The 13,501-nt window shown below is 75.9% G+C and carries 12 protein-coding genes; 4 read left to right on the top strand and 8 right to left on the bottom strand.

Features of this window, described 5'->3' with window-relative positions:
- Window position 1 precedes the first annotated feature (1 nt).
- Window positions 2-643, bottom strand: coding sequence for a TetR/AcrR family transcriptional regulator (locus B086_RS0138705; protein WP_234029441.1), 642 nt, complete (start codon window positions 641-643; stop codon window positions 2-4).
- 83 nt (window positions 644-726) lie between these two features.
- Here B086_RS0138705 and B086_RS0138700 point away from each other — a divergent pair, with 83 nt between their 5' ends.
- On the top strand, window positions 727-1,599 hold the full coding sequence (locus tag B086_RS0138700; RefSeq protein ID WP_018571817.1) for an NAD(P)-dependent oxidoreductase: 873 nt from the start codon (window positions 727-729) through the stop codon (window positions 1,597-1,599).
- 48 nt (window positions 1,600-1,647) lie between these two features.
- Here the strand turns inward: B086_RS0138700 and B086_RS0138695 are convergent, their stop codons facing one another.
- Window positions 1,648-2,109: a TIGR03618 family F420-dependent PPOX class oxidoreductase gene (locus tag B086_RS0138695; protein WP_018571816.1), complete on the bottom strand. Its 462-nt coding sequence runs from the start codon at window positions 2,107-2,109 to the stop codon at window positions 1,648-1,650.
- 99 nt (window positions 2,110-2,208) lie between these two features.
- Between B086_RS0138695 and B086_RS0138690 the strand changes: the two genes are divergently transcribed.
- Window positions 2,209-2,805 carry a TetR/AcrR family transcriptional regulator gene (locus tag B086_RS0138690; RefSeq protein ID WP_018571815.1) on the top strand — a complete coding sequence of 199 codons (597 nt, stop codon included), beginning with the start codon at window positions 2,209-2,211 and terminating at the stop codon, window positions 2,803-2,805.
- Window positions 2,802-4,244, top strand: coding sequence for an MFS transporter (locus B086_RS0138685; RefSeq protein ID WP_018571814.1), 1,443 nt, complete (start codon window positions 2,802-2,804; stop codon window positions 4,242-4,244). Before B086_RS0138690 ends, B086_RS0138685 begins: the two co-directional genes overlap by 4 nt.
- A 600-nt stretch (window positions 4,245-4,844) precedes the next feature.
- Here B086_RS0138685 and B086_RS0138680 read toward each other — a convergent pair.
- The 4 genes from B086_RS0138680 to B086_RS0138665 form a co-directional block, all read right to left on the bottom strand.
- The gene (locus B086_RS0138680; RefSeq protein ID WP_018571813.1) at window positions 4,845-6,086 is read right to left on the bottom strand and encodes an MFS transporter; all 1,242 of its coding nucleotides are present in this window, start codon (window positions 6,084-6,086) and stop codon (window positions 4,845-4,847) included.
- Window positions 6,083-8,020 (bottom strand): ABC transporter permease subunit, encoded by a 1,938-nt coding sequence (locus B086_RS0138675; protein ID WP_018571812.1) that lies wholly within the window; start codon window positions 8,018-8,020, stop codon window positions 6,083-6,085. Before B086_RS0138675 ends, B086_RS0138680 begins: the two co-directional genes overlap by 4 nt.
- Window positions 8,021-8,023: 3 nt before the next feature.
- Window positions 8,024-9,529 (bottom strand): ABC transporter substrate-binding protein, encoded by a 1,506-nt coding sequence (locus B086_RS0138670; RefSeq protein ID WP_018571811.1) that lies wholly within the window; start codon window positions 9,527-9,529, stop codon window positions 8,024-8,026.
- A 127-nt stretch (window positions 9,530-9,656) separates the two neighbouring features.
- A complete protein-coding gene (locus B086_RS0138665) occupies window positions 9,657-10,190 on the bottom strand; it encodes a GNAT family N-acetyltransferase (protein WP_018571810.1) in 534 nt (177 codons plus the stop codon).
- 156 nt (window positions 10,191-10,346) lie between these two features.
- Between B086_RS0138665 and B086_RS0138660 the strand changes: the two genes are divergently transcribed.
- Window positions 10,347-11,162, top strand: a complete 816-nt coding sequence (locus tag B086_RS0138660; RefSeq protein ID WP_018571809.1) for an SAM-dependent methyltransferase — start codon at window positions 10,347-10,349, stop codon at window positions 11,160-11,162.
- Between the two features lie 98 nt (window positions 11,163-11,260).
- Here B086_RS0138660 and B086_RS0138655 read toward each other — a convergent pair whose 3' ends face one another.
- Together B086_RS0138655 and B086_RS0138650 are read right to left on the bottom strand one after the other, a co-directional pair.
- Entirely contained in the window at window positions 11,261-12,631 is a 1,371-nt protein-coding gene (locus B086_RS0138655; protein ID WP_018571808.1) for a GH1 family beta-glucosidase, read from the bottom strand.
- Window positions 12,632-12,660: 29 nt separating this feature from the next.
- Window positions 12,661-13,500, bottom strand: coding sequence for a carbohydrate ABC transporter permease (locus B086_RS0138650; RefSeq protein ID WP_018571807.1), 840 nt, complete (start codon window positions 13,498-13,500; stop codon window positions 12,661-12,663).
- Between the last annotated feature and the right edge of the window lies 1 nt (window position 13,501).

Raw genomic sequence — 13,501 nt, 5'->3', positions numbered from 1 at the left:
CTCAGGTGGCGGGCGGGCGGTGGTCCGGTGCCACGGCCGCGTCCAGGAACGGGCCCAGTTCGCGGGCCACGGTCGTCAGCGGGGCCACGCCGCCCTCGGCGCGGGCCATGACGATCGCCCCTTCCAGCGAGCTGATCATCAGCGTGGCCAGGGCCGGTGCCCGCCCGGACGGCACGCCCAGCTCCGTGAGGGCGGCGGCCAGCGGCTCGCACCAGGTGGCGAACGCCGCGGCGACCGTCCGCCGTACGGTGCCGCCCTGGGCGCACTCGACGGTGGCGGCGGCGACCGGGCAGCCGCGCAGTTCGCCGGTCGCCTCGTACTCGTCCGTCCACTGGCCCACCATCGCGGCGAACAGCGCGCTCGGCGCGGGCTCGGCCAGACCCGCCAGGAAGCGGGCGACGCGCCGTCCGGCGTACTGCCCGGCCCAGGCCACCGCCTCGTCGACCAGTTGCTCCTTGCCGCCCGGGAAGTAGTGCTGGAGCGAGCCGCGGGGTGCCCCGGCGTGGGCGGCCACGTCCCGCATGCCGGTCGCGGCGATGCCGTCGCGCCGGATGAGCTGGGCCGCGCTGAAGACCATCCGTTCGCGCGGCCCGTACCGGGATCCCGTCCCGGTCCCGGCCGGCCGCTCTGCTGGATTGCTCATCCCGAGACTCTATGACTCGCGTCATAAGGCTCGCTACTATGACAGCCGTCATAGCATCGGCCCCGACCCCAGGGCGGCACCCCATGAACGTCGGCTTCCTCGGTCTCGGAGTCATGGGCAGGCCCATGGCGCTGCGGCTCGTCCGCTCCGGCATCCCGTTGACCGTGTGGAACCGCACGGCGGCCCGCGCGGAGCCGCTGCGCGCCGCCGGAGCCCGGGTGGCGGCGGACCCGGCGGAGGTGTTCGCCCGTACGGACACGGTGGTCCTGATGCTGGCCGACGAGCGCGCCATGGACGAGACCCTGGGCCGGGGCACCCCGGACTTCGCCGCCCGGGTGGGCGGCCGGACGCTCGTGCACATGGGCACGACGTCGCCCGCGTACTCGCACGGCCTGGAGGCCGACGTCCGCGCGGCGGGCGGGCGCTACGTCGAGGCGCCGGTCTCCGGCTCCCGGGTCCCGGCCGAGCGGGGCGAGCTGGTGGCCATGACCGCCGGGGACGAGGAGGCGGTACGGTCCGTGGGCCCGCTGCTCGCCCCGCTGAGCCGCCGGACCTTCGCGTGCGGGCCGGTCCCCGGCGCGCTGCTCATGAAGCTGTCGGTGAACCTGTTCCTGATCACCCAGGTCACCGGGCTCACCGAGGCGTTCCACTTCGCCGGGCGGCAGGGGCTCGACCGGCGGCTGTTCCTGGAGGTGCTGGGCGCGGGCCCGATGGCCAGCCCCGTCTCGCTGATGAAGGCGCCCAAGCTGCTGGACGGGGACTTCGCGGTGCAGGCGGCGGCCCTGGACGTGCTCAAGAACAACCGGCTGATCGCCGGGGCCGCGCGGGAGGCGGGCATCGCCTCCCCGCTGCTCGACGCCTGCCACGCCCTGTTCGAGGAGACGGTCGCGCTCGGGCACGGCGGCGAGGACATGGTGGCCGTGCTGCGGGCACTGGAGGCGCGCACGGGGGCCTGACCCGCGACGGGCGAGGGGCGAGGGGCGAGGGGCGAGGGGCGACGGACCCTAGCCGGATTTCGGGATGCCGTACGCCCGCTCCACCCGCAGGCGCAGCACGAGACGGCGGTCGCGGACCATGGTGGCGCGGAAGTCGTCCCAGTCGGGGTGTTCGCCCACGACGTCGCGGTAGAGGCGGACCAGTTCCTCGACGGTCGCGTCGTAGGGGTCCGCGGCGACCGGCGACAGGTCGGCGGTGCCCTCGGCGACCGTGTAGGCGCGGCGGTCCGGGGCGGTCACGTGGTAGGAGGCACGCGGGTCCCGGCGCAGATTGCGGGTCTTGGCCCGGTCGTCGGTGACCGAGACGCGCAGGACGCGCTCACCGGGGTCGTAGGCGTGGCTGACGTTCGACAGCTGGGGGCGGCCGTCGCGCTTGAGGGTGACCAGCACGCCGCCGTGGACATCGGCGAGGAGGGCGAGCAGCGCGTCCGGTGCGGGACCGGGCGCCGCGCTGTGTGTGTCCTGAGTCATACCCCGGTCAACTGCCGCGACCACGCGGCGCATTCCCGGCGGGGAGAAGACCCGGAGCGTGAGTAGACACTGTCTACTCACGCCTGGTAGACAGTGTCCATGCATGAGCACGAGTCGGAGAAGAGCCCCGGCGGCCTGCGCGAACGCCTGGTGGACGTCGGGGTGGACCTGGTCGCCGAACAGGGCGCGCAGGCGCTCACCCTGCGGGAGATCGCGCGCCGCGCGGGCGTCTCGCACGGCGCGCCGCGCCGCCACTTCCCCACCCATCTGGAGCTGTTGTCCGCCATCGCGCGCCGCGGCTTCGAGGAGCTGGCCGCGCGGGCGCGGACGGCGACCGCCGGCCCCACGGCGCACCCCCGTGACCAGCTCACGGCGCTGGGCCGGGTCTATCTGGACTTCGCCCTGGGCCACCGCGGCATGTACGACCTGATGTTCCGCCACGATCTGCTGGAGAGCGGCCACCTCGGGCTGCGGGACACCAGCCTGCCGCTCTTCGCCACCCTGGTGGACCTGGTCGGCCGGGTCCGTCCCGACGCCGACGCCCGGACCGTCGCCGCGTCCCTGTGGGCCGCCCTGCACGGCATCGCCCAGCTATGGCGCTGGGGCAGCCTCCAGCTCGCCACCGGCACCGACGACATCGCCCCGCTGCTGCGCACGGCGCTCGACGCGCACCTCGGCCCGGAGCTGCACGGATGAACCGCGTCCAGGCGCTGACCCTGGTGAGCAGTGTGGCCGGGGCGGTCGTCGTCGCGCTGGACGGCACCGTCCTCACCGTCGCGCAGCCCGCGCTGCGCCGTGACCTGGACGCCTCGTACGCGCAGGTCCAGTGGACCAGCACCGGGTATCTCGTGGCGGTGGCGAGCCTACTGGTGTTCGCCGGGCGGCTCGGCGACCTGCCGCGCGGACCGACCCGCCGGTCGGCGCCGCTCGGCCACCGGCGGATGTTCGCCGCCGGGATGCTCGGCTTCGGCGCCACCTCGGCGGGCATCGCCGTCGCACCCGGCATCGGCTGGGTGATCGCCCTGCGGGTCGCCCAGGGCGTGTGCGGGGCCATGCTGCAACCGGCCACGCTGGGCATGCTCCGGTCGGCCTTCCCGCCCGACCGGCTCGGGATGCCGCTCGCGGTACGCACCAGCGCCATCGGCGTGGCGGCCGCGGCCGGACCGGTGCTGGGCGGGGCGCTGGTGGCCGGGCCGGGCTGGCGGGTGGTGTTCCTCCTGAACGTCGTCCCGGCGCCGGTCTTCGCCCTGCTCGCGCTCGCCCTGCCCGGCAAGGGGCCGGACCCGGCCGCCCGCCGGGCACCGGCCGTCCGGCTCGACCTGCCCGGCGCGCTGCTGCTCGCCCTCGCCCTGGGCTGCGCCGTGCGCGCCCTGGCCGCGGTGGCGGAGCCCGGCGGAGCGGGCGCGGACACGGTCCCCGTCGTGCTCGTGGGCGCCGCCGCCGCGGTCCTCCTCGTACGGCACGAGCGCCGCGCCGCCGATCCGCTGCTCCCGCCGGACGTCATCGGCTCGGCCGTCGTCGGCTCGGCGGTCGCCGTGCTGGTGGCGGCCTCGGCGACCTTGTCCGGCACCCTGTTCGTCCTCACGTACGTCCTCCAGGACACCCTGGGGCTCGACCCGTTGCAGAGCGCTCTGCGCAGCCTGCCGCTGGCGGTGCTGATGGTGCTCGCGGCGCCGCTCGCCCCGGTGCTGCTGCGCCGGCTGGGCGCGCGCCGGACGACCATGGCGGCCATGGCCGCGCTCGCGCTGGGCGTCCTGCTGCTCGCCCGCGCCCCGGGCACGGTCGCGCTGTGCGGGGGCTTCGCAGTGCTCGGGGCCGGGTTCGGCACGGTGCTGGTCGCGGCGACCCATGTCGTCGTACGGGAGTCGGCCGTGGCCTCGGCCGGGGTGGCGGGCGGTCTCCAGCAGACCGCCATGAACATCGGCCCCGCCCTCGGCGTGGCCGCCGCGACCGCCCTGCGCGGCTCCGACGGCGGCCCGGGGCTGCCCCTCGCCGTCCTGGCGTCGGTGGCCGCGGCGGGCGCGCTGACGGCCCGCGTCCTGCCGGGACGCGTCCACAACCGGGCCGCGGACGGCGAGGCCACGGGCCGGGCAGAGGACGAGGAAGGGGTGGGGGCGGGGACACGGGCCGCCTGAGCCGCAGCGGGCTGCGGGGGTTGGGGCCGGGGCCGCTGGTCACCGCGTCGGGGGTGCGGGGTGACCGGGAGCCGTGTGGCGGCGCGCGCGGCGGTGTCCGGGAGGAGGAGGCCGGGGCGGCGGCACGGGAGGGGTCTCGGGGGGGGACGGCCGGGCCGCATCGGCGGCGGGACGGTGTCCGGGCCACCGGACCGGCGGGCGGCGGCGCCCCACGGTGTCCGGTGGGTCGGCCCCGGGGAGCCGACCCACAGCCGCGTTCGGAGCACCGGACCGGCGGTCGGCGGCCGGGGGTACGCCACGGCGGCACCCAGCCTCACCGTAGCGGCCCCCTCTGCCGAAGGCGGCGCGGTAGCCGGGCCCGCGGGCAGAGGGCCGCCCGGGGACGGTCATCGCCTCCCCCGGCTCTGATCACCGGCCTCGTACGCACCGCGCACCGCCCCGGGTGCCGGTTCCACACCCCCGGCCGCCCGGCCGTCGGGCCGACGCTCAGCGGCAGGCAAAAGGCAAGAGTCCCGGGATCCCGGACCGGCGGGCGGGACGGCATCCGGCAACGTGCAGGGCACCGGAGGCGGCGCCGCATCGCGCCCGCCCCCGTGGCGCTCAGTCCCGCCGGGGCAGAAGGCCGATCGCCGCGACGGGCAGGGCGGCCAGCACCAGCCAGGGCACGGCGGGTGGGAGGGCGGAGTCGAGCAGGCGACCGCTCGTCGCGCTGCCGAGGAGCACGATCAGGCCGGAGACCGAGGACAGGGCGCCGGTGTAGAGGCCGAGCCGGCCCTCTTCGGCCAGGTCGGGCACCCAGGCGCGGGCGACGGGCGCCACGGTCAGCTGGCCCAGGGTGAGCAGGACGACGAAACCGGCGGCGGGCAGCAGTCCGGCCGGGCCGCTGCCCGTGGCGGCGGCCGGGCGCCCCACCGCGACCAGCGCGAAGGCGGCGCCGGTCAGCAGCAGCCCCGCCGCCATGGTGCGGCGCGGGCCGAGCCGTTCCCCCGTCCAGCGGGTGAGGGGCAGCTGCACGGTCACCGCGAGCAGGGAGGACAGCGCGAACAGCCAGGCCAGGGCCGTCTGGGAGCCGGTCACCCGCCGCACCTCGGCGGGCAGCGCCAGATAGAGCTGGTTGTAGGCGAGCAGGCAGGTGCCGTACGCACAGCACAGGGCCAGGAAGCGGCGGTTGCGCAGCAGGACGGTGAGGCCGCCGCGCGCCCGGGTGCGGGTGCGGCCGGGGAGGTGCTGGGGCAGCAGCCGGGCGTGCCCGGCGAGGACGAGGACGAAGACGCCCGCACCGGCCAGGCAGGCGGTGCGGAAGTCCACCGCGAGCAGCAGCGCGCCCAGCAGCGGTCCGGCGAACGCCCCGGCCTGCCCGGACGCCGCGAACAGCGCCAGGACCCGGGTGCGGGGACCGCCGCCCGCCGCCTCCAGGGCCACGGCCTGCCGTACGACCTCCGACTCGACGGCGGGCGAGAACAGCGCGGCGGCGAAGCCGATGAGCAGGACCGCGCCGATGACCGGCCAGGTGCCCCGCGCGTAGGCGAGCCAGGCGAATCCGGCGATGCGCAGCACACAGCCGCCGAGGACGACGGGCCGGACGCCGAAGCGGTCCGTGAGGATGCCGCCGACGACGAACAGCCCCTGCTGGCTGAAGGTCCGCAGCCCCAGCACCAGGCCGACCAGCCAGCCCGCCATGCCGACGCCCTGCCCCAGGTGTTCGGCGAGAAAGGGCAGCACGGCGAAGAAGCCGATGTTGAAGGCGAGCTGCGTCCAGATCAGCAGGCGCAGCAGCGGCGGCAGCGGAGCCCGTTGCGCTGCGGGGGACGCGGTCGTCGTGGTGGGCGGCTGCGCGGTCACCGGCGCGCCGCCCCCGTAGCCACTGCGGCCGCCGTGGCCGCCGTATCCACCGCGTCCGCCGGAACCGGTGACCGCGAGAAGCGCGTCCGCAGCCGTCCGGCGCCGATGCCGGGTGCGCCCCCGATCCCCCCGGCCGCCGTCACCGCGAGGGCGCCCAGCAGGGCGAGGACGGCGGCGGGGGCGAGGACGGCCCAGGGGGCGCGTTCGGCGTAGGGCTGGTTCTCGGCGAGCAGCAGGCCCCATTCGGGGGACGGCGGCTGGGCGCCGAGGCCGAGGAAGCCCAGCGCGGCGAGGGCGAGGGCGACGCCGGGCAGCCGGAGCAGGGCGTGCCGGGTGACGGAGGGCAGTACGGCGGGCAGGAGGTGGCGGCACAGCAGATGGCGGCGGCTCGCGCCGAGGCCCCGGGGCGCGGCGAGGTGCAGGGCGGCGCGTTCCTGGCGCAGCAGCGCGGAGGTGTGGGCGGCCAGCGGTGCCCAGGCGACGGCGGTCACGGCGAGCGCGGGGGTGGCCGGTCCGCTGCCCCAAACGGCGGTGGTGAGCAGCGCGGCGAGGACGGGCGGTACGGCGTTGACGGTGTCGACGAGCGGTCCGGACAGCCGGGGCAGCAGGCCGAGCAGCACCCCGGCGAGCAGGCAGACCGCGCTGATCGCGAGGGCGAGGAGCACGGTGTGCAGGGCGCCGTGCGCGACGCGGGCGAGCAGGTCGCGGCCGAGCGCGTCGGTGCCGAAGGGGTGTCCCGGCGAGGGGGCGCGCAGCCGGGCGGTGGTGTCGAGGGCGAGCGGGTCGCGGGGCAGCCCGGCGAGGACGACGGCGAGGAGCAGCGCGCCGTGCAGGAGCGGCAGGGCCCGGCGGGCGGGCGGCCGGGGCGGGTGCAGGGTGGGCAGGGCGCCGTCGCGCAGGGCGGGGCCGGTGAGCGGGCGGGCGGCGAGGCGGGCGGCCAGCGAGGCGGCGGCTCCGAGCAGGACGAGGACGAGGGTGCCCGCCTGGAGCACGGGCAGGTCCTGGGCGAGGGCCGCCTGGAGCGTGGTGCGGCCGAGTCCGGGGATGTCGAAGATCTGCTCGACGGCGACGGCGCCGCCGGTCAGGCCGACGGCGAACAGCCCGAGGTTGGGCAGCAGCGCGGGCAGGCAGCGGTGCACGGCGTGCCGGGCGATCCGGTGGCCGGGGACCCCGCGGGCGGCGGCGGCCCGCGCCCAGGGTTCGGCGAACGCGCCGGGCAGCAGGTCGGCCAGCAGCCGTCCTAGCACGGCCCCGGCGGGCAGGCCGAGGGCGAGCGCGGGCAGCACGGTCCAGCGGGGCCCGTACCAGCCGAGCGCGGGCAGCCAGCCGAGCTGGACGCCGACGACGGTGGCGAGCACGGAGGCGGTGAGGAACTCGGGCAGCGCGGCGAGCATCGCGGCGGCGGTGCCGCCGGTCCGGCCCGCCGGGCGGCCGCGGGCGCCCCGGCGCAGGACGGGGGCGCACACCAGCGCGGCGGTGGCGGCGGCGACGGCGAGCGCCACCGCCATCAGCAGCAGGGAGGCGCCGAGGGCCTGGAGCACGGCGGGCGTGACCGCCTGTCCGGACAGCCAGGACCGTCCGGCGTCCCCGCGCGGCAGCCCGCCGAGCCAGTGGGCGAGCAGCCGCAGCGGGCCGTCGTCCAGGCCGAGCCCGGCCCGGATGTCGGCCAGCACCTCGGGGGTGGGGTCGCGGTCCGCCGAGCGGGCCTTGAGCACGGTGAGCGCCGGGTCGGTGCGGGTGAGCCAGGGCAGCAGGCCGATGCCGCACAGCAGGGCGGCGGCGACGGCGAACCGCCACAGCACGGCGCCCGCGGCGGCCCCGCGTCCGCCCCGGCGCCCGCGCGGCCGGTCCGCCGCGCGCTCCCCCGGGCGCCGGGCGGGGCGGTCCTGCGGAGGGCTGCCCGCGCGGCCGTCCGGGGTGATCGTCGCTGCCATGGTTCAGCGGCGGGTGCCGGTGCCGACGAGGACGCGCTCGTACGGGTCGAGGAGGACGCCCTTGACCGAGGTGCCGACGCCGGTGATGACGCGCTGGTGGACCAGCGGGACCACGGCGTCGGTCCCGAGGATGCGCGCCTCGGCGGCCATCGCGGCGTCCTGGCGCTTGCCGTCGTCGGCGACGGCTTCGGCGTCGGCCACGGCCCGGTCCACGGCCCGGTCGCACAGCCGCGCCAGGTTGTAGCCGCCCTTGCAGGTGTAGTCGCTGGCGAGCACGGCGACGGGGTCCCCGGTGTCGACGAGGGTGTTGCGGGCGAGGACGACGCCGTCGAACCTGCCCGCGAGCGCGTCGGTCTCCAGCCGCGAGTACTCCCGTACGACCAGTTCGACCTTGAACCCGGCCTTCTCCAGCTGCTGCTTGAGCACCTGGGCGGCCTCGGGCAGCTCGGGGCGGTTGTCGTAGGTGGCGAGGGTGACGGAGGCGCCGTGCGGCGCGCCGGCCGTCGCCCTGCCCACCGGCGGTGTGCGCTTGCCCGCGGCCCAGGTGACGGCGGGGCCGTAGATCCCGGCACCGGCGTCGGCGTGGTTCTCGTAGACGCCGTGCGCCAGGGCGGCGGGGTCCACGGCGGCGCGGGCGGCGGCGCGCAGCTTCGGGTCCTTGAAGGGTCCGGCGGCGCTGTTGAGGAGCAGGCTCGTGGTGCGGGTGGTTGCGGTCTCGCGGCGGGTGGCCGCCTCCAGGGTGGCGGCCTGGGCGACGGGGACGGCCTCGGCGATGTCGACCTGGCCGGTGCGCAGCGCGTTGGCGCGCGCGGTGCCGTCGGCGATGAAGCGGGCGTCGATCCCGGCGGACTGGGCGCGGCCGCCCCAGTAGTCGTCGAACCGGTCGAGCCGGGCGGAGGTGCTGCCCTCGACCTCGGCCAGCGTGAAGGGCCCGGTGCCGGTGCCGACCGGGTTCACCCGGCCGCCCTTGGCGGCGTACGCCTTGGCGGAGAGCACGGCGAGGCTCGGGCTGGACAGCCGCAGCGGCAGCACTGGGTCGGAGGAGCCGGTGCTGACGCGCAGGGTGCGGGCGCCCTCCGCCTTGACGCCGACGGTGACGCCGGACAGGGCGGCGGGGGCGGGCTTGGCCCGGGTGGCGTGGGTCAGGGAGGCGGCGACGGCGGCGGCGGTGACGTCGGTCCCGTCCTGGAAGGTGGCCTCGCGCAGGGTGAACAGCCAGGTGTGCTCGTCCTGGCGGCGCCAGGACTGGGCGAGCGCGGGGGCGGCGGCGCCGTTGGCGTCGAGCGAAGTCAGGCCCTCGGTGACACCGAGCCTGCTGAGGATGGTGGCGTCCGCGCCGTAGGGCGAGAGGTTCTCGGCGGGCGGGAAGGCGAGGGCGACCCGCAGGCGGGACCCGGCCGCGGTGTCGGCGGACCCGCCCTGTGCTTCGCCGCCGCCGGAGGCGAAGCAGGCGGACAGGAGCGGGGCCAGCAGGAGGGCGGCGAGCAGCCGGGAGCGACGGTGGGGCATGGTCCTCGTTCTGGATCTTGTCTGGGCGCTGAGCCGACAGGCTACATGAAAATGGTTTCCATCAATCCCCCGCTCCCGGCCTCGCGGCCCACGGCTGCCCGACCGCGAGGCCGCCCGGCCGCGGGCGTCACACCAGCGGGACCTCGAAGTGCACGATGCCCTGGCCGCCGCCCGGGTCCTGGCGCTCGTCGTGCACGGCCTTGCCGAGCGAACGCCAGAACGGCTCGGCGCCGGGCACGGCGGGGTCGGTGTGCAGGTAGACGGAGCGGTAGCCGCCGTCCGCCGCGGCGAAGGCGAGCAGTTCCCCGACGAGCCGCCGGGCCAGGCCGCGCCTGCGATGTCCGGGGCGGACGTAGACGCGGCGCAGCTGCGCGGTCTCGCCGGAGGGATAGCGTTCGGCGAGGTGGCGCGGGTTGGGCGGGTGCGCGGGGCCGCGCGCGTCGAGCGCGGCGGTGGCGACGACCTCGCCGCCGGCTTCGTCGACCGCCACCAGCAGGGTGTGCCGGGCGGGCGCGAGATAGGCGGCGGCCGGGTCGATGATGTCGCCGTGCCAGCGGGGCACGTAGCCGGTGCCGAAGTCGCGGTACACGGTGTCGAGCATCACCGCTCGGGCGCCCTCGACGTCGTCGGGGGTCGCGGGCCGGATGAGGTAGTCACGCACCTGCACATCATATGCATTAAGGGACGAGCGGAACGCAGGGGGGCAGGGGCGGACAGGCACGGACACCGGCCACGGCGTGCCAAGATGATGTTCTGACAGTCACTCACCACGGTGCGGTGGTGGCGGGACGCGAGTCCAGGACGGAGCCAGGCAGCGATGACCTCCCCGAGCAGCGGCGGCGGCGCCCCCGCGTACGAGATAGACACCAGCAAGCCGCATCCCGCACGGATGTACGACTACTTCCTCGGCGGGAAGGACAACTACCCGGTCGACCAGGAGGCCGCCGAGCAGTTCATGAAGGCGGCCCCCGAGGTGCGGGCCGGGGTCCTCGCCAACCGGCACTTCATGCACCGCGCCGTCCGGTACGTCGTCGCCGAGGGCGGGGTGCGGCAGATCCTCGACGTGGGCACCGGCCTGCCCACCGAGCCCAATGTGCACCAGATCGCGCACGGCATCGCCCCGGGCACACGGATCGCGTACGTCGACAACGACCCGATCGTCAGCACCCACTCGATGGCCCTGCTGGACGGCACCGGCACCTCGGTGGTCCTGGCCGACCTGCGCGAGCCGCAGGCCCTGCTGGACCACCCCGAGGTGCGCCGGGTCATCGACTTCGGCGCACCGGTGGCGCTGCTGCTGGTGGCCGTCGTGCACTTCCTCGCGGACGCCGACGACCCCGACGCCGTCCTCGCCACCCTGCGCGACGCGCTGCCCGTCGGCTCCTACCTGGTCCTCTCGCACGCCACCGGCGACATCCACGAGGACCGGCGGGAGGACGCGGCGGCCGTCTACCGGCGCGCCACCGCCTCCCTGAACCTGCGCCCGCACGCCCGCGTGCTGGACTTCTTCGGCGACTTCACCCTGGTCGAACCGGGCCTGGTCAAGGTCACGGACTGGCGCCCCGACGAGGCACCGGAGCCCGGCGCCCCGCCGATCGGCATCTACGGGGCGGTGGCCCGCAAGGACCGCTGAGCGCCCCGGCGGACCGCGGCGCACACCCCGGCGGACACGGCCCCCCGCGCCGCGTCCACCGGTGCGTCCCGGCCCCTCCCCGTCACACCGGTGCGCCGCTACGCCGCCCTGCGGCCCCCGCCCCCTTCCCGGTGCGCCCGGACGATCTCCGCGTACCGGTGGCCGCTGCCCTTGACCGTGCGGACCTGGGTCCGGTAGTCGACGTGGACGAGGCCGAAGCGCTTGTCGTAGCCGTACGCCCACTCGAAGTTGTCCAGCAGCGACCAGGCGAAGTAGCCCGCCAGCGGGGCGCCCTTGCGGGCGGCGGCGGCGCAGGCGGCCAGATGCCGCACCAGGTAGTCCTGGCGTCCGGTGTCGTCGACGGTGCCGTCCGGGCCGACCGTGTCCGGGAACGACGAGCCGTTCTCGGTGACATGGATCTTGCGGGCGCCGTACTCGTCGGTGAGGCGCAGCAGCAGCGTCTCGATGCCGCTCGCGTCGATCTCCCAGTCCATGCCGGTGCGCGGCACGTCGGGCAGGCGCACGGCGCGGGCGTACGGCACCGGCCCGTCCGGGTCGTCGGCGACGGTCGCCGGGAAGTAGTAGTTCAGCCCGACCCAGTCCAGCGGGGCGGCGATGGTCTCCGCGTCGCCGGGGCGCTCGGGCAGCTCGACGCCGTAGACCTCGCGCATGTCGGCGGGGAAGCCGCGGCCGTGCACCGGGTCGAGCCACCAGCGGTTGACGTGCCCGTCGTGGCGGCGGGCGGCGGCCAGGTCCTCGGGCCGATCGCTGGCGGGGAAGACGGTGGAGAGGTTGTTGACGATGCCGATCCGGGCGTCCGGTGCGGCGGCGCGGACCGCCTGCGCGGCCAGGCCGTGCCCGAGGAGCAGGTGGTAGGAGGCGCGGACGGCCGCCGTCAGATCGGTCAGACCGGGCGCCATCCTGCCCTCCAGATGACCGATCCAGGCGGAGCAGGAGGGCTCGTTCAGCGTGGTCCAGTGCGTGACGCGGTCGCCGAGACGGTCGGCGACCACCCCCGCGTACGCCGCGAAGTGCTCGGCGGTGGCGCGCTCGGGCCAGCCGCCGCGGTCCTGGAGCACCTGCGGCAGGTCCCAGTGGTAGAGGGTGACGGAGGGCGTGATGCCCGCCTCCAGCAGGGCGTCGACCAGCTCGTCGTAGAAGGCGAGCCCCTTGGCGTTGACCGGGCCGTCGCCGCCGGGCACGACGCGCGGCCAGGCGACGGAGAGCCGGTAGGCGTTCGTGCCCAGCCGGCGCATCAGGTCGATGTCCTCGCGCCAGCGGTGGTAGTGGTCGCAGGCGACATCGCCGTGGTCGTCGTTGTCGACCTTCCCGGGGGTGTGCGAGAAGGTGTCCCAGATGGACGGCGAGCGGCCGTCCTCGGCGACGGCGCCCTCGATCTGGTAGGCCGAGGTGGCCGTGCCCCACAGGAAGTCGTGCGGGAGCGCGGCGAGGTCGATGGCGTCGGACACGGAAGCCCTTTCGGTAGGACGGTGGCCGGTCACTTGACGGCTCCCGCCGTCAGTCCGGCGACGAGATAGCGCTGGAGGAGCAGGAATCCGGCGACCACCGGGACGCTCACGACGAGCGAGGCGGCCATGATCTGGTTCCAGTAGACGTTGTTCTGCGTGGAGTAGCCCTGGAGGCCCACGGCGAGCGTGCGGGTGGTGTCGTTGGTCATGACGGAGGCGAACAGCACCTCGCCCCAGGCCGTCATGAAGGCGTAGACGGCGACGGCGACGATGCCGGGGATCGCGGCCGGGACGACCACGCGGAAGAGCGCGCCGAGCGGGCCGCAGCCGTCCACCAGGGCCGCCTCGTCCAGGTCGCGCGGCACCGAGTCGAAGTACCCGATGAGCATCCAGATCGAGAACGGCAGCGAGAAGGTGAGATAGGTGAGGATCAGGCCGCCGCGCGAGCCGAACAGGGCGATGCCGGTGGCGTTGCCGATGTTGACGTACAGGAGGAACAGCGGCAGCAGGAAGAGGATGCCCGGGAACATCTGCGTGGACAGCACGGTGACCGTGAAGACGCGCTTGCCGTGGAAGGCGTAGCGGCTGACGGCGTACGCGGCGAAGACCGCGATCACCACCGAGCAGACCGTCGCCGCGCCGGCCACCACCAGCGAGTTCACGAAGTACTTCGCGAGCGGCACGGTCGACCAGATGTCGATGTACGGGCGGAAGGTCAGCCCGCTGGGCAGCCAGCGGAACTTCCCGGTGACGTCCGCGAGCGGTTTGAGCGAGCTGGAGACCATCACGTAGACCGGCACCAGGACGAAGCCGGTCAGCAGGGTCAGGAAGACGCGCCGCGACCAGGTGAAGGAGCGGGGCGGCGCCATC

It is taken from the genome of Streptomyces sp. PsTaAH-124, assembly GCF_000373685.1.
In the GTDB taxonomy this organism is placed as follows: domain Bacteria; phylum Actinomycetota; class Actinomycetes; order Streptomycetales; family Streptomycetaceae; genus Streptomyces; species Streptomyces andamanensis.
This window is presented reverse-complemented; position numbering and strand designations above follow the sequence as displayed.